The 19,261-nt window shown below is 71.3% G+C and carries 15 protein-coding genes and 1 tRNA gene; 12 read left to right on the forward strand and 4 right to left on the reverse strand.

Going from position 1 to position 19,261, the window contains the following annotated elements:
* Positions 1–10 precede the first annotated feature (10 nt).
* Together ACQEVI_RS18800 and ACQEVI_RS18805 are read right to left on the reverse strand one after the other, a co-directional pair.
* Positions 11–904 (reverse strand): alpha/beta fold hydrolase, encoded by an 894-nt coding sequence (locus ACQEVI_RS18800; protein ID WP_432901552.1) that lies wholly within the window; start codon positions 902–904, stop codon positions 11–13.
* The gene (locus ACQEVI_RS18805; RefSeq protein WP_432901554.1) at positions 901–1,584 is read right to left on the reverse strand and encodes a TetR/AcrR family transcriptional regulator; all 684 of its coding nucleotides are present in this window, start codon (positions 1,582–1,584) and stop codon (positions 901–903) included. Before ACQEVI_RS18805 ends, ACQEVI_RS18800 begins: the two co-directional genes overlap by 4 nt.
* A 178-nt stretch (positions 1,585–1,762) precedes the next feature.
* On the opposite strand from ACQEVI_RS18805, the gene ACQEVI_RS18810 reads away from it, so the two are divergent.
* Positions 1,763–1,836, forward strand: a tRNA-Arg gene (locus ACQEVI_RS18810).
* 61 nt (positions 1,837–1,897) lie between these two features.
* Here the strand turns inward: ACQEVI_RS18810 and ACQEVI_RS18815 are convergent.
* Positions 1,898–4,324, reverse strand: coding sequence for a glycoside hydrolase family 95 protein (locus tag ACQEVI_RS18815; RefSeq protein ID WP_432901556.1), 2,427 nt, complete (start codon positions 4,322–4,324; stop codon positions 1,898–1,900).
* Positions 4,325–4,611: 287 nt separating this feature from the next.
* Here ACQEVI_RS18815 and ACQEVI_RS18820 point away from each other — a divergent pair, with 287 nt between their 5' ends.
* The 8 genes from ACQEVI_RS18820 to ACQEVI_RS18855 all read left to right on the forward strand — a co-directional run bounded on the left by ACQEVI_RS18820 (position 4,612) and on the right by ACQEVI_RS18855 (position 16,142).
* Positions 4,612–6,291 carry a GTPase gene (locus ACQEVI_RS18820; RefSeq protein WP_432901558.1) on the forward strand — a complete coding sequence of 560 codons (1,680 nt, stop codon included), beginning with the start codon at positions 4,612–4,614 and terminating at the stop codon, positions 6,289–6,291.
* Positions 6,288–7,868 carry a GTP-binding protein gene (locus ACQEVI_RS18825; RefSeq protein WP_432901560.1) on the forward strand — a complete coding sequence of 527 codons (1,581 nt, stop codon included), beginning with the start codon at positions 6,288–6,290 and terminating at the stop codon, positions 7,866–7,868. The genes ACQEVI_RS18820 and ACQEVI_RS18825 overlap by 4 nt, the downstream gene beginning before the upstream one ends.
* A gap of 53 nt (positions 7,869–7,921) precedes the next feature.
* Positions 7,922–8,476: a single-stranded DNA-binding protein gene (locus ACQEVI_RS18830; protein ID WP_432901562.1), complete on the forward strand. Its 555-nt coding sequence runs from the start codon at positions 7,922–7,924 to the stop codon at positions 8,474–8,476.
* Between the two features lie 144 nt (positions 8,477–8,620).
* The gene (gene ettA / locus ACQEVI_RS18835; protein WP_432901564.1) at positions 8,621–10,303 is read left to right on the forward strand and encodes an energy-dependent translational throttle protein EttA; all 1,683 of its coding nucleotides are present in this window, start codon (positions 8,621–8,623) and stop codon (positions 10,301–10,303) included.
* A gap of 131 nt (positions 10,304–10,434) precedes the next feature.
* Entirely contained in the window at positions 10,435–11,388 is a 954-nt protein-coding gene (locus tag ACQEVI_RS18840; RefSeq protein ID WP_432901566.1) for a hypothetical protein, read from the forward strand.
* A 189-nt stretch (positions 11,389–11,577) separates the two neighbouring features.
* Entirely contained in the window at positions 11,578–12,423 is an 846-nt protein-coding gene (locus ACQEVI_RS18845) for a hypothetical protein (RefSeq protein ID WP_432901568.1), read from the forward strand.
* Between the two features lie 54 nt (positions 12,424–12,477).
* A complete protein-coding gene (locus ACQEVI_RS18850; RefSeq protein WP_432901570.1) occupies positions 12,478–14,415 on the forward strand; it encodes a dynamin family protein in 1,938 nt (645 codons plus the stop codon).
* Positions 14,412–16,142: a GTPase gene (locus ACQEVI_RS18855; protein WP_432901572.1), complete on the forward strand. Its 1,731-nt coding sequence runs from the start codon at positions 14,412–14,414 to the stop codon at positions 16,140–16,142. Before ACQEVI_RS18850 ends, ACQEVI_RS18855 begins: the two co-directional genes overlap by 4 nt.
* A gap of 15 nt (positions 16,143–16,157) precedes the next feature.
* Here the strand turns inward: ACQEVI_RS18855 and ACQEVI_RS18860 are convergent, their stop codons facing one another.
* Positions 16,158–16,652: an acyl-CoA thioesterase gene (locus tag ACQEVI_RS18860; protein ID WP_432901574.1), complete on the reverse strand. Its 495-nt coding sequence runs from the start codon at positions 16,650–16,652 to the stop codon at positions 16,158–16,160.
* Positions 16,653–16,789: 137 nt separating this feature from the next.
* Here ACQEVI_RS18860 and ACQEVI_RS18865 point away from each other — a divergent pair, with 137 nt between their 5' ends.
* The 3 genes from ACQEVI_RS18865 to ACQEVI_RS18875 all read left to right on the forward strand — a co-directional run bounded on the left by ACQEVI_RS18865 (position 16,790) and on the right by ACQEVI_RS18875 (position 19,137).
* Positions 16,790–17,440: a hypothetical protein gene (locus ACQEVI_RS18865; RefSeq protein WP_432901576.1), complete on the forward strand. Its 651-nt coding sequence runs from the start codon at positions 16,790–16,792 to the stop codon at positions 17,438–17,440.
* Positions 17,441–17,566: 126 nt separating this feature from the next.
* On the forward strand, positions 17,567–18,220 hold the full coding sequence (locus tag ACQEVI_RS18870; protein WP_432901578.1) for a hypothetical protein: 654 nt from the start codon (positions 17,567–17,569) through the stop codon (positions 18,218–18,220).
* Complete coding sequence (locus ACQEVI_RS18875; protein ID WP_432901580.1) at positions 18,214–19,137, forward strand: hypothetical protein; 924 nt, start codon at positions 18,214–18,216, stop codon at positions 19,135–19,137. The genes ACQEVI_RS18870 and ACQEVI_RS18875 overlap by 7 nt, the downstream gene beginning before the upstream one ends.
* Positions 19,138–19,261 lie beyond the last annotated feature (124 nt).

Genomic DNA, 19,261 nt, shown 5'->3' on the forward strand with positions numbered 1-19,261 from the left:
GGTCTGACACTCACCGGGCCGGCGGGTGGGGGTCGAGCGTCGAGGCGAGGAACTCCCGGGCCAGCCGCGTGAACTCCTCGGGCTGGTCGTACGTGACGATGTGCCCGGCACCCTCGACCGTGACCACGCGCGAGCCGGGGGCGGCAGCTGCCGCCGCGGACAGCTCGGCTTCCCCCACGAGCGTGTCCTGGTCGCCCCGGACCCACAGGGTCGGGACGGTCAGCCTCGGCAGGTCGGGCAGGAGGTTCAGCCGCATGGCGAACGGCCCGTAGGCCCGGGTCTGCCAGTCGTCGAGCCCCGGTTCGCCGTGCGCGTCCTTTGCCCTGGCCTCTTCGACGGCCAGCCGGACGATGTCCTCGAAGTCAGGGGTGTCCGCGCCCGCGGCGAGGCTCGTGATCATGGACCGCCGGACCAGCTCCGGACGCCTGGCGAGGTACCGGCTGGTCAGCCGCATGGCTCCGGGAGCGCGCAGGAACAGCCAGGTGAGCAGCTGTGCCGGACGCCGGGCTTCGATTCCCCCTGGGCCGACGGCGATCAGGGCGCTGACCCGCTCGGGGTGGTCCAGCGCGTAGCCGGTCGCGATGCCGCCGCCCATCGAGAGCCCGATGATCGCCGTCCGCGGCAGGTCCAGGGCGTCCAGCAGGTCGTCGAGGAAGCGGCGGTAGAAGGCGTCGTCGAGCACGCCGCGCCAGGGCCGGCTGCCGCCGTGCCGGGGCAGGTCGACGACGTGCACGCGGTAGTCGGCCGCCAGCGCCTGCGCGACGTGACGCCACACGCCCTGGGCGGTGTCGAGCATGGCGCCGTGGAGCAGGAGGAGCGGTGGCCCTGCCTCGCCTGCCCGGTACAGCCGCACCGGGCCGCCGGAGACCGTCAGGTCGGTGCGGGTGGCGAAGAGGTCGGTCATGAGGGCTCCTTCAGCAGGTCGAGCTGGGCGTCGAGGCGCCCGAGCAGGGCGAGCTGCGCCGCGCGCGCGGCCTCGGGGTCGGCAGGGCGGTTCGTGGCCAGGCCGCGGCCGACGACGTCGGCGAACAGGCGCACGGCCGCTGACAGGTCCTCCGCCCGGGTCGTGCCGAGCACACCGGGTGCATGGACGAGTCCCAGCGTGAACACGCTGAGCACCCGCACTATCGTCTCGGCGGGGACCTCGGGGTCGATGACCCCGGCTCGCTGCAGCCCGGAGACGTACTCGGCCAGCCAACCGAGCCGCTGCAGGTAGCGATCGTCCGTCGTGTCGCGGACGTGCTGCCCCAGTACCGCCTCGTCGCCGAGGTACAGGGCGCGCATCAAGGGGTCGCCCAGCAAGGCGTCCACCCCGAACCGGTACACCGCGGCCAGGTCCACCAGGTCGGGCGCGTCGAGCACCCGCTGGTGCACCTCGGCGGTGAGCTGCCGCACGGTGCGGTTCAGGACCGCTGCGAGGATCGTGGCCTTGTCCGGGAACTCCAGGTAGACGGCGCCCTTCCCGATGCCGGCGTGCGCGGCGACGTCGGCCACCGTGACGTCGGCCCAGCCCTTGGCCAGGACCAGCTCCCGCGCGGCCGTGAGGATGCGGCCCCGGCGGTCGGCGACGAGTGGACGTGGCATTCGGGCCTCGTAGTGACTGGATGTCGAATGTGGGTCACTACGACCCTACACGAGTCCGCGCCCCACGAGTCCGCGCCCCACGGGGCTCGAAGCGTGGTCGGCGCGGAGCGCTCGGGTGCCTGGTGTGTGAATTGTTATGGTCAAGACCAGCCCGACCTGGGCTAAACTCTGCAGGCTTGCCTCCGTAGCTCAGTTGGATAGAGCGGGTCACTTCTAATGACTAGGTCGCGGGTTCGAATCCTGCCGGGGGCACCCTAGAACGTGGCGACGCCGGCTGTGGCGGGGTCCCGCTTCCCCGCCGCAGCCGGCGCGATCACCGCAGGGTGTGGGCGCGATAGGTGTGTCCGCCCTGGCCGGTCAGCTCGATCACGTCGGCGGCGGTCTTCCTGGTCCTGGCCCGCCGGCCCCTGGTGACGTCGAGCACCGCGAACCGGCCGGCGAAGAGCTCGCCGCGCAGGGTGATCCTGCCGTCCCGGTCGGGTGTGATCCGGTACTCGTCGGCCCGCCCGGCGCTCCATGTCGCCCCGACGGTGTGCCCGCCACGCGCCCGGAGGCCGTCGACCCTGCCGTCCGGCCACGCTGACGGCAGCGCGGGCAGCAGGTGCACCTCGCCCGTATGGCTCTGCACCAGCATCTCGGCGATCCCTCCGGTGGCGCCGAAGTTGCCGTCGATCTGGAACGGCGGATGCAGGTCGAACATGTTGGGCGCCAGCCGGGCGGGCGTGACCAGGTACTTGATGAGGTCGTGGGCGCGCCCGCCCTCCTCCAGCCGGGCCCAGAAGTTGATCTTCCAGGCCAGCGACCAGCCGGTGCCGTCGTCGCCGCGGAGCTCCAGCGTCCGCTTCGCCGCCTCGAAGAGCTCGGGGGTGCCGCGTCGGGTGATCTGGTTGCTGGGATGCAGGCCGTAGAGGTGCGAGACGTGGCGGTGCGCGCGCTCGGTCTCGACCCAGTCGTGGAGCCACTCCTGGATGTTGCCGCGCGAGCCGATCGTCATGGGGGCCAGGCGCTCCCGGGTGGCGCGCACCCGCGCACGGAAGTCGGCGTCGATCCCGAGGACCTCGCTCGCTCGCGCGCACCCGGTGAACAGGTCGGTGAGGATCTGGTTGTCCATCGTCGGTCCCGCCGCCACGCTGGCGTCGGTGTGGTGGGAGAGCTCGGGGGAGTTGGACGGGTTGGTCACGAGGTAGCCGAGGTTCGGCTCCTCCACCAGCGTGTCGAGGAAGAACTGCGCCGCGCCCCGCATCGCGGGGTAGTGCTCACGGAGGAAGCCCACGTCGCCGGTGAACTGGTAGTGGTCCCAGATCGTCGTGGCGAGCCACGCCCCGCCCGTCTGCCACATCCCCCAGAACGCGCCGTCGACCACCGACGTGCCCCGCCAGCCGTCCGTGTTGTGGTGCGTCACCCAGCCGCTCGCGCCGTACTGCACCTCGGCCGTGCGCGCACCGGTGACCGCAAGGTCGTCGATCATCGAGAACACCGGCTGGAAGCACTCGGACAGGTTCGTCGTGTCCGCGGGCCAGTAGTTCATCGGCAGGTTGGCGTTGATCGTGTACTTGGAGTCCCACGCGGGGAACAGCTCGTGGTTCCAGATGCCCTGGAGGTTCGCCGGCTGCGTGCCCGGCCGCGACGACGAGATCAGCAGGTACCGGCCGTACTGGAACAGCAACGCGGAGAACTGCGGGTCGTCGACGCCGCCGTGCTGGGCGATCCGGACGTCGGTCGGCTGGTCGGCGGCCGACGTGCGCCCGAGGTCCAGGGTCGTCCGGTCGAACAGCTCCTCGTACTCGGCGACGTGCCGGCCGCGCAGCTCGTCGAACGACCTGCCGACGGCGGCCTCGAGGTGGCGCGCCGAGATCCCCCGGTAGTCGCCGCCGACGTCGGTGTGGTCGACATAGCTGCTGCCGATCGAGACGAGGAGCACCGCGCTGTTCGCGCCGGAGACGGTCAGCCGGCCGTCCGCGCTGCTGACGCTCCCGCCGTCGGCGACGACGCGCGCCGTCGCCAGGAACCTGACCTGGCCGGGGATTCCCTCTTGATCGCTGGAGATCCCGTCCAGCGCGATCGTCATGGCGTCGGGGCTGGCCGTCGTGGTCCGTTGGGGGCTGTCGAACGCGGCGGTGAACGAGATCGACCCGGGTGCGTCGGCGGTCAGCCGCATGACGACCACCTGGTCCGGCGAGCTCACGAAGGTCTCCCGGCGGTAGCGCACGCCCCCGACGACGAAACTGGTCAGGGCCGTGGCCGTGGTGAGATCGAGCTGCCGGTAGTACTCGGTGGCCCCGCTCGTGCCCTCCGGGGTGAGGCGCAGGTTTCCGACGGTCTGGTAGGCGAGCTGGCCCACGGGTCTGCTCAGCATGTGCTCGTTGATGAGGTCCTGCGCCTCGACCCAGCGGTCCTCGAAGACGAGCCGGCGTACCTCGGGCAGCGCGGCCAGCGCCTCGGGGTTCGCGGAGTCGTGCGGCCCGCCGGCCCAGATCGTGTCCTCGTTGAGCTGCAGCCGCTCGGTCCCGGGGTTGCCGAAGACCATGGCGCCCAGCCGGCCGTTACCCAGGGGCAGCGCGCGGAGCCAGTCGTCGCCTGCTGGTTCGTCGTACCAGAGGGCCAGGTCACCGGCCTCCTGGACCCCGGGTGGTGGGGTGGACGACGCCCGTGCGACCGCCGTCCACGGCACGGGCAGCAGCAGGCCTCCCGCACCGACGGCACCGACCTTGATGGCTTGTCGTCTTGTCACGTCTGGCATCTGGGTCCTCCGTTGGACGTCATCAGCGCGAGCGTGACAAACCTACAAAGATATGACGTATCGGGTCAAGCATCGCACTTCTCTTGCTGATCCGGCGCCAGGCCGCAGATTCTACGGCTCAAACATCCAACCTTCTTCGCGTCGGGTTCCGAACCGATCGCGGCACCGCCCCACCGGTCGCCGAGGGTGTGCCCATCGGCTCGGTAGCGCTCGCAAAACCTGCGCTCTTGCATACCAACAGTCGTACACGGCTTGGCAGAACGTTCTTTACCAATCAGGATGAAGCCGTGACTCCAGGAACACGCTCCGCAGTGCTCGGCCGTCGGGGTGGTGTGGACCCGAACGTTGCGGAGCAGCTCGGCTTCACGGTGCACGACGTCGTACGCGATCTGCGCCGCGACGTCGCCGCCGCGACCCTGCCCCTTCCCATCGACAGTGCCGAAGAAGCAGAAGCCTCCCGGTTGAGACTCCTGGCGCAGCTCGACGAGCACCTGCTGCCGCGCCTCGCCGAGCTGTCCAGCCCCGCCGTCGTCGTCCTGGCGGGTTCCACGGGAGCCGGCAAGTCCACCCTGTTCAACAGCCTCCTGCGCGAAGAGGTGTCCGAGGCCGGCGTGCTGCGGCCCACCACCCGCGAGCCGGTGGTCGGCGTGCACCCGCGAGACGTCGACACGCTCACCCCGGGGCCCGTCACCGAGCTGGCCCGGCTGGTCAAGCACGAGAGCGTGCCGCGGGGAACCGCGCTGATGGACGCGCCGGACCTCGACTCGTTCCTGTCGGAGAACCGCTCCACCGCCCACCAGCTGCTCGAAGCGGCAGACCTCTGGCTGTTCGTCACCACCGCGGCCCGGTACGGCGACGCCCTGCCGTGGCAGGCCCTGGACCGCGCGAAGGAGCGTGGCGCGAGCGTCGCCATGGTGCTCAACCGGGTGCCGAAGGAGACGCTCGCGACCATCCGCGCGGACCTCAACACGCGGATGAAGGAGCGGGGCATGAAGGACGTCCCGCTGTTCATCGTGCCCGACGTCGGACCGCACGAGGGGCTGCTCGACCCGAAGCTCGTGGAGCCCATCCAGCGCTGGCTCGGCCTGATGGCGGGCCCCGAGCGCTCCCGCACCATCATCCTGCGCACGCTCAAGGGCGCACTCGGCGCCCTGCCCGAATGGGTGATGGGGCTCGTCGCGGCCGTCGAGGACCAGGGCACCGCCGCGCTCGACCTGCGCGCCGCCGTCGACTCGGTGGTCCCGGACGAGCAGCTGGCCGCCCGCACCGCCGTCCTGTCCGGCGCGGCGGGCGAGGGCACCGTCGCCGCACGGTTCACCGAGCTCGTCAGCACCAACCGCATCTCCCGCATCACCGTCCGCGACGGCGTCGCACGGACCACCAAACGGGCGGGCAAGGCCCGCGAGGCGGCGCTCGTCCGGCTGCGCGAGGAGGTCGAGGCAACGACCGCCCGGGCCTTCGTGGCAGCCGGCGTCCGCACCGAGGAGAGCCTGCGCGGCGCCCTCACCGGGCCGGGCGCGCCACCTGCCGGGGAGACGATCCTGCCGAACGGCACCGCCCGCGCCAAGGACCGTCTGGCCTGGGGCCAGACGACCGCCGTCGAGTGGACCGGGCAGGCGGACGACATCGTCGGGCGCCTGGACGTCACCGCCGCCGAGAGCCCCGAACCGGATGCCCCGGCCCGCGCGGCCGGCGCCCGGAAGGCGTTCGGCGACACCGGACTCGCCACCCTGCTGCTCGCCACCGCGCTCGGGAACGAGGACGCAGCACACCTCGTGGACCGGGTCCTCGGCGAGTCCGCAGGCGAAGCCATCGAGGAACTTCAGGGCGAACTTGCCGAGAAGGTAGCGCTAGCGGTTGCGGAAGAGGCCCGTTCTGTCCAGAGTGCCCTTGACGTCCCCGCCTTAGCCGACGACGCGGCCGCTCCGCTCCGCGTGCGGCTGGCCGAGCTCAGGAGGCTGACATGACGAGCCACGACACGACACTGAGCGCACGCACGGAGGACCTCGGACGCGCTCTCCAGATCGCGGGATCGCGCCTCGACGACGCAGTGTTCGGCAAGGTCGCGAGCTCCGTCGCCGGCGTGCGCGAACGGCTCGCGCTCGGCGTCGACCACACGGTGGTGGCGCTCGCGGGCGGCACCGGCTCGGGCAAGTCGAGCACGTTCAACAAGATCTCCCGCCTCACGTTCGCCGACGTCGGCGTGAAGCGTCCGACCACCGCCAAGGTGACGGCGTGCTCGTGGAGCGACGACGCCGCGCCGCTGCTCGACTGGCTCGGTGTGGAGCGCGAGCGCCGCATCACCCGCTCCGGCGAGCTCGACGCGGCGGACGAAGCGAGCCTTGCCGGGCTGGTGCTGCTCGACCTACCCGACCACGACTCCGTGGCGCCCGGTCACCGGGACGTGGTGGACAGGGTGCTGCCGCTGGTCGACCTGCTCGTCTGGGTGGTGGATCCCCAGAAGTACGCGGACGACGCCCTGCACACGGGCTACCTGCGTGACTCGTCGGGTATGCAGGCCTCGACCGTGGTGGTGCTCAACCAGATCGACACGGTGCCGGTAGGGCAGCGGAACAACCTGGTCAACGACGTGAAGCGGTTGCTGCGGGACGACGGTCTGGAGAACGTCCCCGTGGTCGCTGCGTCGACGAAGACGGACATCGGCATCGCCGACCTGCGCGGGCTCCTCGAGCAGACGGTCGCGCGCCGCTCGGTCTCGGCTGGCCGGGCCGCCGGCGAGCTGGACGCCGCCGCGACCCTGCTGCTGAGCCAGACGCCGGCCGAGGTGCCCTGGCACATCGACACGGTGCTGGAGCGCGAGGTGGACGCGCTGGCGCGGGCGACGGGGCTGGAGTCGGTCGCGGCGCAGGTCGGTGCGGCGGTGCGCAACGGGTACGGCTCGCCCGAGTTCCGCGCGCCCGACCCGGACTCGATAGCGCTGTCGCGGGCGCGCTGGCTCAACGGCGCGGGGGAGTCGCTCAAGCCCGGCTGGCGCCGGTCGCTCGGGGCGAGCGTCGCGGGCGCGTCGGAGGTCGCCGCCGCCGTCTCGACTGCGCTGCAGGGCATCACCCTGGACACCCGCGGTCCGACGACGCAGCCGCTCACCCGCCGGCTCGCGCTCGGGTCGGTGCTGGTCGCCGTGGTGCTCGGGATCGCGACGGTGCTGGCCGCGACGGGCCTCCTGCCGGCCGGCGAGACCTGGACGACCGTCCTCGGTGTGCTCGCCGTCGTGGCGGCAGCGACCGCGCTGGTGGTCTTCCTCGTGGCGGTGCAGCTGCGCCGTGCGCTGGCCGCCCGGCGGGCGCAGGGCGTCATCGCGTCGGGCCGGGCGGCGCTCGAACGGGTGCTGCAGCAGACCCTGGGTGGGCCCACCCAGAAGCTGCTCGACGAGCACCGCGCCGTGCGCGAGCTCGCACAGAGTGCGCGGGACGACGGACCCTCCGCACCGCTCCGCCTGGAAGAGAACGCGACCACAGGGCAGCGGATCCGGGTTCCGTCCACAGGTACGGTCCAGCTGTCGGATCTGCGTATCGCTCGGGCCTGATGCTGGGTACGGACCGGCCGCTCGGGCCGGTCCGGACACCCAGGAGGCCTGAAATGAACGACGTCACGGTGACCGTGTCGGGCAATGTCGGCAGTACTCCGGCCCTGCACGTGAACACGGCCAAGAACCTGCAGTGGGCCACGTTCCGCATGGCCAGCACCCGGCGCTACGTGAACGAGAACGGCGACTGGACCGACGGCGCGACGCTGTGGTTCACGGTCAAGGCCTGGCGGGCGGCCGCTGCGAACGTGGTCGAGTCCGTGCACAAGGGCATCCCGGTGGTCGTCACGGGACGGCTCGAGGTCGAGGAGTGGACCGGCTCCGAGGGTGAGCAGCGCACGGGGCTGGTGATCGTCGCGACGGCGATCGGCGTCGACGCGACCCGTGGCAAGGTCGGGTTCACCCGGGTGGTGCACCACGACACGGTGCCCGACGGCGCCCCGGTCACCCCGGTGGACCGCGGTGAGCTGGTCGCGACGCGGCCGGGCGACGCCGACCCGTTCGGCCTCGACGTCCTGGCCTCCGGGAGCGCCGCCGACCTCCTGGGTGACGGGGGTGACCAGGGCGACGACGCAGGCGTCGGGCAGCGCGAGCTGGTGAACGCGTAGGCTGGGTCCGGTCGTGCTCCGCGGTCCGCGGGTGCCGGGGGTGAACCTCCGCGCAGGGACAACCCGGCACCCGCCCCGCGTGAGCGGCCCCCGATCCGAAGTACCTATCCGAAGTATCTACTGCGAAACGGTGGAACACAGGCAGTGGCTGAATACATCTACTCCATGTACAAGGCGCGCAAGGCGCACGGCGACAAGGTCATCCTCGATGACGTGTCGCTGAACTTCCTGCCCGGCGCGAAGATCGGCGTCGTCGGACCGAACGGTGCCGGCAAGTCGACGATCCTCAAGATCATGGCCGGGCTGGACACGCCGTCGAACGGCGAGGCACGGCTCTCGCCCGGTTTCACCGTCGGCATCCTGCTGCAGGAGCCGCCGCTGAACGAGGAGAAGACGGTCCTGGGCAACGTCCAGGAGGCGGTCGGCGAGATCCTGGCCAAGAAGGCGCGGTTCGACGAGATCTCCGCCCTCATGGCCGAGCCCGACGCCGACTTCGACGCGCTGCTCGCCGAGATGGGCACGCTGCAGGAGGACATCGACGCGGCCGACGCGTGGGACCTCGACTCCCAGCTCGAGCAGGCGATGGACGCGCTGCGCTGCCCGCCGCCGGACGCCGACGTCTCGGTGCTCTCCGGTGGTGAACGTCGCCGGGTCGCGCTGTGCAAGCTGCTCCTGGAGAAGCCCGACCTGCTGCTCCTCGACGAGCCCACCAACCACCTCGACGCCGAGTCCGTGCTGTGGCTCGAGCAGCACCTCGCGGGCTACGCCGGCGCCGTGCTCGCCGTCACGCACGACCGGTACTTCCTCGACCACGTCGCGGAGTGGATCTGCGAGATCGACCGCGGCCGCCTCTACCCGTACGAGGGCAACTACTCGACCTACCTCGAGAAGAAGCAGGCACGCCTCGAGGTCCAGGGCAAGAAGGACGCGAAGCTCTCCAGGCGCCTCAAGGAGGAGCTGGAGTGGGTGCGGTCCAACGCCAAGGGCCGTCAGACCAAGTCAAAGGCTCGTCTTGCTCGCTACGAGGAGATGGCCGCGGAGGCGGACCGCACCAGGAAGCTCGACTTCGAGGAGATCCAGATCCCCGCGGGCCCGCGCCTGGGCTCGCTGGTGCTGGACGCCGACAACCTGAAGAAGGGCTTCGACGACCGCGTGCTCATCGACGGCCTGTCGTTCACGCTGCCGCGCAACGGCATCGTCGGCGTCATCGGCCCGAACGGCGTCGGCAAGACCACGCTGTTCAAGACCATCGTGGGCCTGGAGCCGCTCGACGGCGGCAACCTCAAGGTCGGCGAGACCGTCTCGATCTCGTACGTCGACCAGTCGCGTGGCGGCATCGACCCGAAGAAGACCCTGTGGGAGGTCGTGTCCGACGGGCTCGACTTCATCAAGGTCGGCAACGTCGAGATCCCGTCGCGCGCGTACGTCGCGTCGTTCGGGTTCAAGGGCCCGGACCAGCAGAAGCCGGCCGGCGTGCTCTCCGGTGGTGAGCGCAACCGTCTCAACCTGGCGCTGACGCTCAAGCAGGGCGGCAACCTGCTGCTGCTCGACGAGCCCACCAACGACCTCGACGTCGAGACCCTCGGCTCCCTGGAGAACGCTCTGCTCGAGTTCCCCGGCTGCGCCGTCGTGGTCTCTCACGACCGGTGGTTCCTCGACCGCGTGGTGACGCACATCCTCGCGTACGAGGGCACCGAGGAGAACCCGGCGAACTGGTACTGGTTCGAGGGCAACTTCGAGTCGTACGAGGCCAACAAGGTCGAGCGCCTGGGTGCCGACGCGGCGCGTCCGCACCGGGTCACGTACCGCAAGCTGACCCGCGACTGACGACCGACGGGTAGCAACTGAGGGCTGTGGCCGGCGTCCGGACGCCGGCCACAGCCCTCTTTCCCGCCGAAGAGATCCATGCAAAAAAGGTCATCCTTGCCGCATCTGGACATCTTCGACAAGATGCCGCAGTGAGCCCTGCCCTACGACCCGGGTGGCGTGACCTTCCGCCTCCGCTGCGAGACCGCATCACCCATCTGCTCGGCGCGCGCGTGATCGCCGCCAAGCATCCGGGAGACTCCGGGATCCTGCCGGGTGCGCAGTTCCACGTGCAGACGACCAAGGGCGACACCTTCGTCAAGGTGCTGGGTACGGAGAAACCGGGACCGCTGAACTTGCTGCGCCAGGAGATCGCGCTCTCGCCCCTCCTGCCCTCCGCTGCGCCACATCCCGAGCTCATGTGGTCGATCGACGAGGTGCTGCCGACCCTCGGCACCTGGGTGGCGGTCGCCTACTCGATGCGACCCGAGGTGCGGCCCGTCGACCTCTCCTGGCCGGACGAGGACGTCGAGTCCCTGATCAGGGTGATCCGCTCGATCGGTGAGATCGAGGCACCCGACGATCCGATGTTCCTGCCCGAGGAGAAGGTGTTTCCCACCAACTCGTGGGAGATCCTCGCGGACACCCGGCCCGCCGGGCTCGTGAACCACTCGCCGTGGCTGACACACCGCCTGGACGGCCTCGCGGAGATCGCCTCGCACGCTCCCGAGGCGATCGCGGGCAAGAACCTGCAGCACGGCACGCTGCGCGTGCAGAGCGTGATGCTGCCCGCCGCGCCGGACGAGAAGCCGCTGGTCTCGGACTGGATCCGGGGCAGCGTCGCGGCCCCCTACCTCGACCTGATCTCGATGCTCGTGCACATCCGGACCAGCGACGGGCCGCCGCCCGAGGCGACGCTGCGCCGGTACGGTCTGCCGCCCGGCACCGAGGCGGATGCCGTCACCTGCTGGATCGCGGTGCTCGCGGGCCACTACCTCAAGTCGTCGATGGACCCGCCGCCGCCCGAGATGCCGGAGCTGCGTTCCTACCAGCACCGGTTGGCACGTACCGCGGTCGCCTGGCTGCAGACCCGGCTCGGTTTCTGACCCTCGTCGCAGGTCACGGACCGCTGGCCGTGATGCGCGCACCGCTGTCTGTGGTTTGCAGGGTGAACTTCTGTTGGGCACACTCCGGCCATGAGTGCTGCTCGGCGACCGGCATGGTCCGATCTCCCCCCCTCTGTCCGTTCCCGTGTGAGCGAGACCATGGGGGGGCGAGTGATCGGGTCCGCTCCGATGAGCGGGACCGAGCAGTCCGGCGTCCTGGAGGTGCTGCAGACCACGTCGGGTCGGTCGATAGTCCGCGCCGTCGGGCCCGAGGCACCGTTGACCCAGGACCGGATGGCCGCCGAGGCAGTCTCCGTGGCCGGGCTGCCCGACGACATCCCGAACCTCCCGCGCGAGTGGTTCGTCGACGAGGTGCTGCCGGGGGCCGGACGCTGGGTGGTGCTCGGGTACCGCAACGAGCCCATCCGTCCGCCGCACGACCCCTGGGACGACGGAGACCTTGCCGCGGCGGTCGAGCTCGCCATCCAGATCGGCTCCAGCGAGGCCCCGGCAGACCTGCCCGAGACGCTCGACCTGATCGACAGCCAGGCCTGGGCCACCATCTCGGCGATGCGGCCGCCCGGCCTGTCCGCGTTCACACCCTGGCTGTCGGACAAGATCGACCACCTCGCCGAGATCGCCGGCTTCGCCGGGGAGGCGATGGGCGGCAAGAACCTCGTGCACGGCGCACTTCGCCGCGAGTCGATACTGATCACCGATCACGGCTGGGACGCGACCAGCGCCCACGCGGTCGACTGGTTCATGCCCACGCGCGGCGCGTCGTTCATCGACTTCGTGCTGCTGCTGCCCTACCTGCGGGTCGACGGCGCCCCGCCGCCCGAGGTGGTCATGGACCGGCACCCGTTGCCCGACGTCGACCCCGACGCCCTCACCTGCGCCATCACCGTCATCGCGGGCTCGCTCGTGCTCGACTCGATGCGACCGCCGCAGCCAGGCCTGCCCCACGGCCGGGCCGTGCAGCGCGAGGTGGCGCACGCGACCCTCGAATGGCTGCGCACCCGGCTCGGCGGCTGATCTCTTCACGGCACGGACGCGCCTGACCAGGGTGTCTACGGCAGACTGTGCGCCATGACCGATCAGCCCGAGGACCCCGGCTCCGAGTCCGGCCTGGTCGGCGCCCTGGAGGTCCTGCGGGCCCGGCTCGGTGCACTGCGCCTGCCGCTGGAGACGTCGGGCGTAGGTGCCGCACGCACGGACCTGCGCCGCGCCACCGACCAGCTCGACGACTACCTGCTGCCGCGGCTGCGCTCGCAGAAGGCGCCGCTGCTCGTGGTGGTCGGCGGGTCGACGGGCGCGGGCAAGTCGACGCTCGTGAACTCGGTGCTGGGCGAGGTCGTGACGCAGCCGGGCGTGCTGCGGCCCACCACGAAGGCCCCGGTGCTGGTGCACCACCCGCTGGACGCCCGCTGGTTCTCCACGGACCGGGTGCTGCCGGGTATGGCGCGCGTGACGACGTCGGGCAGCGCGGGGCCCGGTGGGACGCCGTCCGACCCCAGCCGCACCCTGCGCCTCGTGCCGAGCGAGGCGCTGCCGAAGGGCCTGGCCCTGCTGGACGCGCCGGACATCGACTCGGTGGACACGGCCAACCGCGAGCTCGCGGCCCAGCTGCTGGGAGCCGCCGACCTGTGGCTGTTCGTCACGACGTCCGCCCGGTACGCGGACGCGGTGCCGTGGGACCTGCTGCTGCAGGCGGCTGCGCGCAAGGCACAGGTGGCGATGGTGCTGGACCGCGTGGACCCGGGCGCGGAGGCCACTGCCGACGACCTGCGCGACATGATGGTGGAGCAGGGCCTGGCGGAGAGCGCGCTGTTCGTCATCCCCGAGGCCGAGCTCACAGGCGGGATGCTGCCGGAGGAGGCGGTCGCGGAGGTGTCGCGCTGGCTCACCGGTCTCGGCGGTGACGCCGAAGCGCGTGGACGTGTCATCGCGGCGACGCGCGACGGCGTCGTGGACTCCCTCGTCGAGCGGGCGACAGTCCTGGCCGACGCCGCGGACGAGCAGCAGGCCGCCGACGTCCGGCTGCGGCACGTCGTCGAGCGCGCCTACGCGGACGCGGTGGCCCACGTGGCCGCGGCGACGTCGGACGGCGCGCTGCTGCGCGGCGAGGTGCTCGCCCGCTGGCAGGACTTCGTGGGTACCGGCGAGTTCTTCCGGGCGGTCGAGGAAGGCATCGGCAGGTTCCGGGACGCGGTCGCCGGGTTCTTCCGGGGCAAGCCGAAGGAGGCGCCCCAGGTCGAGCAGGCCATCGCCCACGGCCTGGAGTCGGTGGTGCTGGACGCCGCGGAGGACGCGGCCGAGCGGTCCTACCAGGCCTGGCGGGGCGACGCCGCTGGCGCGGTGCTCCTGGAGGGCCTGGAGCTGTCGCGGACGCCCGCGTCGCTGCGCGCCGAGGTGACCGGGCAGATCCGCGGCTGGCAGGGCGACGTCCTGGAGCTCGTGCGCGAGCAGGGCGCGGCCAAGCGCGGCACCGCGCGGGTGCTGTCCTTCGGCGTGAACGGGCTCGGCGTCGCCCTGATGATCTTCGTGTTCGCCTCGACGGGCGGCCTCACCGGCATCGAGGTCGGCATCGCGGGCGGGTCCGCGGTGCTGGCCCAGCGGCTGCTGGAGGCCGTGTTCGGGGAGGACGCCGTGCGGCGCCTGGCCGTGCAGGCACGCGACCGGCTGCGCGCCCGGATCCAGGCGGTTATGGACGGGCAGGCCGCCCGGTACACGGCGCAGCTGGACGCCCTCGGCTCGGCCGAGGCGGGCGGGGACGGTCTGCGCTCGGCGGCGGACGCCGTCGCCTCCGCGGCCTCGGCGGAGCGCCGGGACCGGGCGCTGGCCACCGACAGCGCGTCGGATGCCGCTCCAGGGGCACCCGTCGAGGACCTGGCCGCGGGCCGGGGCCTGCGGGGTGCCCGGGTCCGTCCGGCGCGCGAGATGCTGGCGAAGGGGCGTTCCGACATCGTCGAGGAGCCCGTCAGGAAGAGTTTCTGGAAGCGCATGTTCGGCGAGGGCGACCGATGAGCCGGCTCGACCTGGGCGACCGGACCACGGCCCTCGAGACCGCCGTCCGGGACGCCGAGGGGCGGATCGAGCCGGCCCTGCTGGACGAGGCGCGCGCCGTCGCGACACGCGCGCGGGAGCGGGGCGGGCTGTCCGCCGAGCACACCGTCGTGGCGCTGGCGGGTGCGACGGGTTCCGGCAAGTCGTCGGTGCTCAACGCGGTGGCCGGGGTCGCGATCGCGCAGCCGGGCGTGCGGCGGCCGACGACGTCGCACGCGATGGCCGCCGTCTGGGGCGACGGTGCGGACCCGCTCCTGGACTGGCTGGAGGTGGGACGCCGGCACCAGGTGGGTGCGCCGTCGTCGGACGAGACCCCCGCAGCGCCCCGCCGTCGCACCCCGGTGGGGGACAACTCCGGGCTCGTCCTGCTGGACCTGCCCGACCACGACTCGATAGTGACCGAGCACCGCATGCGGGCCGAGCGGCTGGTGCAGCGCGCCGACCTGCTGGTCTGGGTGGTCGATCCGCAGAAGTACGCGGACGCCGCGCTGCACGAGGGCTTCCTGCGTCCGCTCGCCGGGCGGGCAGAGGTGGTGGTCGTCGCGCTCAACCAGGCGGACCGCCTCACGCCGGACGAGACGTCGGCGATGCTCGCGGACCTGGGGCGCCTCGTGGCGCAGGACGGTCTGCAGGGTGCGCGCGTCCTCGCCGTGTCCGCGAAGACGGGCCAGGGCATGGACGAGCTCCGGGGACTGCTGGCGAAGGCGGCGGCCAGGCGAGAAGCGGCGACGGCGCGGCTCGCCGCGGACGAGCGGGCGGTCGCGCAGAAGATCGTCGACGAGTGCGGGACGGCGCCGCCGTCGCGCCAGGGGAACCAGGCCAAGGGCGACCTGGTGGCGGCGCTGGAGGCGGCTGCGGGCGTGGCGACGGTGGTCGACGCCGTACGCGTCTCCGCCCGCCGGGACGCACGCGCGGCGACCGGCTGGCCGCTGACCCGCTGGGTCGGACGGCTGCGCAAGGACCCGCTGCGGCGGCTCGGGCTACGGACGGCGGACCGGGAGCACCGGGCGCCGTCGGGCAGGGACGACCTGGTGCGCACGTCCCTGCCGACGGCTCGGCCGGCGGTGCGGTCGGCGGCCGCGTCGGCCGTGCGGCGCTACGTCGAGGAGGTAACACGCGGCGCGGCGGACCCGTGGGTCCTGGCAGCGCGCTCGCGCGGACAGGCGGGGATCGACAGGCTCCCGGACGCGCTCGACCAGGCAGTCGCGGCGACCCGCGTGGAGGCCTCGCGCCGCCCGGTGTGGTGGTCGCTGGTCAACACGGTCCAGTGGACCCTGATCGCCGTGGTGGCGGCAGGGCTCCTCTGGCTGCTGGGGCTGTTCGGCTTCGCCTACCTGCAGCTCCCGCCTCCGCCGACGCCGGTGCTCACGCTGCCGACCTGGTCGGGCGAGGGCATCGTGTTCCCCGGGGCGCCGGAGTCCGGCGCCGGCGACGGGCCCGGCGTCGACCCCTTCCGGATCCCGTGGCCGACGCTCATGGTGCTCGGTGGGCTGGCCCTCGGCCTGCTGCTCGCGCTCGTCTGCCGCGTGTTCGGCGCGCTCGGCGCGCGCCGCCGGGCGATGGGCGCCCGACGGCGCCTCCGGCAGTCGGTCGGCGCCGTCGCGGACGAGCTGGTGCGCACCCCCGTGGGCGACGAGCTGGCCCGCCTGGCGAGCTGCCGGACGGCGGCCACGGTCGCCGCGAGCTGACAAGGTCTGGGGTGGTCAGCGGCGGAACGTGACCGGTTCCTCCTCGAACGGCTTCCAGGCAAGTCGTTCGTTCTCCGTGAGCCGCCGGGGCTTGTTCGTGGTGGCGTCGACGAACACGAGGGTGGTGGTGGCGCGCGCGTAGGGCTTGCCGCCCGACGTCGGCCCCGTCCTCGCCATGCCGGCGACGCCGTCGTGCACCTCGTAGGAGACCTCGGCGCTCGCTCCGCCGATCCGGCCCAGCCACATCTCGACGCGCACCGGTGTGCGGGTGAACAGCAGCGGCCGCAGGTACTCGATGCGCTGCCCCGCCACGAGGGTGTGCGAGTCGGCCTCTGGACCCGTGGGAACCACCGCCGTCGGCCACTCCTCGCCCGCGGGCGCCTCCGGGTGCTGCCAGAAGGCGGTGATCCGGGCGTCCTCCAGCAGGCGGAACATCGCAACGTTGTTGACGTGCGCGTACGCGTCGAGGTCGGACCAGCGCAGCGTGACGGGGACATGGAGGCGTGTCATGGTGCCCATTTTCCTCCACGCGAAGTACCCGCCGTTCGCACGCGGTGGCACGCCGGGCCGAGTGGTCCACAGCCTGTCCGAATTGGTAGATTCATCCCTTTGGTTTTGGCTGTTTGGTTTTGGCTGCGGAGGAACAGTTGGATCTGCCCAGGCACCGCTTCGACGCGGTGACGCTGCACGAGGTGTTCGACGACGTCCCCGCCGCTCAGGCGTACCGCGCCGAGCTGGCGGGACGTCCGGACGGCGATGTGCCGGCCGTCCTCGCCGTGCGCGTGCCGCTGACCCGCGCGCTGGCTCCCGAGGCGGACGACCCGGACGCCGAGCTGGCCGAGGCCGAGCGCCTCGGCTGGCTCGCGGTCCGGCAGGCCGGTGGGCCGGGCGACGAGCTGAAGGCCGCGCACTCGCACGCCGAGGAGGTGCCTCTCGGTGCCGTGGCACCGCTGTTGCGACTGGCCCACGTGCTGCAGTGGCGGCACCGGTTCTCGGAGGCGGACCTGCTGTTCGGGCTGGCTCTGGAGGCGACGCACCACTACGGGGAGCACTCCGCCAGCATCGAGCACGCGCGCCGGCTGGAGTGCTTCGCCCTGCAGCACTGGGGCAAGTGCCGGTATGACCAGGCGCTGGAGGCGCACGCCGACCAGGCCCGGCCGTTCCTCGGTGAGGCCCTGGCCCTGTTCGTGCAAGCCCTGGAACTCCGTGTGGAGGCGGGCGTGGCAGCGGACCAGGTCGCGTCGACCCGGCAGGCGATCCAGGCGACCCGGGACCGGTTGGCCGAGCTCGGGGCGTGAGGTTCCTTTCGTGTCGTTCTGGGTTTCACCCCACTACGATCCGGTTCAGGTAGTGGCTGATTCGTCCGGTCTGCATCGTGACGACGAGCCGAGGCGCTGACAGACCCACCGGAAGGTCCCTCCCGCATGACGACGTCCCGTATCACCCGTGTCGCTGCTCGTATTGTGAGCGCCGTCGCCGTTGCAGCGCTCGGCGTGAGCCTGGCCGCTTGCTCGGCTGAATCTGGGCCGGCCGCTGGGCCTGCCGCGTCGGAGTCTGCGACCGCGACCGCGGAGCCGTCTCCGACGCCATCGCCGACGAAGACGAAGCTGTCGGCTGAGGAGAAGGCCGAGGATAAGGCGGTCAAGCAGGCCGAGAAGGTGCTGCGCGAGTACAACCAGATGGAGAACATCTCCATGCAGGCCCCGAAGGAATTCGACCCGGAGAAGTACAAGCAGGTCGCCATCGGCACCGCGCTGAGCTACATCCAGAGTGTTTACGCCGGGGTCAGTTATGCGGGCCAGCATCAGGTCGGAGAGGTTCAGCTCGACTCGGTCGAGGTGCTGGAGGTGGATCTGACGCACAAGCCGAAGCAGACGCCGCCGGAGATCCCGCACGTGGACTTCATGGTCTGCACCGACATCAGTGAGATGGACACCATCATGGACGGCAAGCCGATGGAGTCGGCTGACGCCAAGGATCGGCTCGTCTATCGAATTGGGGTCGTCAATTACAAGTACCCAGACAGCAGTCAGTGGCTTGTCGGTTACGTCGAGTACAAGGAGGACGAGACGTGCTGAGGCGTGTTTCGGCCTTCCTGGCACTGTTCCTGTCCGTAATGATGATCGCGCCGTCGGTGAGCGTGGCGCTACCGGGCACGGAAGTTCGAATGGTCAAAGAGGCCAAGTGCCCGCCCCCGACCGAACTGGACGCCAACAACCGCTGTGTACTGCCGATCGTCGCCGAGGACCCTGGCAGCCCAGGTGGTGGAGGTAAGGAGCCAGAGACCGAGGAGAAGGAGGGATCGAAGGATTCTGGCCCGGTCTGGCTCACGGTCAACGGTCAGCGGTGCCGGTTCGAGGGGGTGACCAACCCGCAGCCCGGGATGGATGATCCGGTGTGGGAGGGGCACGCCGAAGGTGTGATTCTGGACTGCATTTTGGAGGTTTGTGTCCCCATTCCGGACGGGGATTACATCCCGGACTGCCCGATGACGCAGGTATGGGTCGCCGTAGCGCCGGGCGCCCCGGACCCGGCGGTCCTGGCCCAGCGCGCGGTCGAGAAGATGGAGCTGAGGCCGATCGACATCGGCATCGTCCCGGAGGACAAGCCAGGCAGTATTGGGCTCGTCGGGATGCCGCAGTGGATGTGGGTGAACGAGCCTGGCCCGCACACGCTGGGGCCGATCACGCGGTCGGCGACCGCCGGACAGTTCACCGTGACGGCCACTGCGAAGGTCAGCAAGACGGTGTGGGACATGGGTGACGGCACCTCGGTGACCTGTGTCGGCCCGGGGACGGTGTATGAGGACCGCTACGACATCATGGATTCCCCGGACTGCGGCCACCACTACACGAAGCAGGGCAAGTACGAGGTGACCGCGACGTCCTACTGGACTGTCGAGTGGGAGGGCATGGGACAGTTCGGGACCATCCCAGTGGAGTTCGCCAGCTCCACGAACATCGTGATGGGTGAAGCCCAGGTCATCACTCAGTAGCAAAAGCCTCTTTCGGTACCCAGGAGATCAGCACCATGGACAGTCTTGTCGGGAGCGGGGAACACCGCCCCTCCGCCTTCGTCCGCACACGCACGCTCGTGGGTGTCGCGGCCGCATTCCTCCT

Origin of the sequence: Promicromonospora sp. CA-289599, assembly GCF_050936155.1 — a bacterium.
Lineage (GTDB): Bacteria > Actinomycetota > Actinomycetes > Actinomycetales > Cellulomonadaceae > Promicromonospora.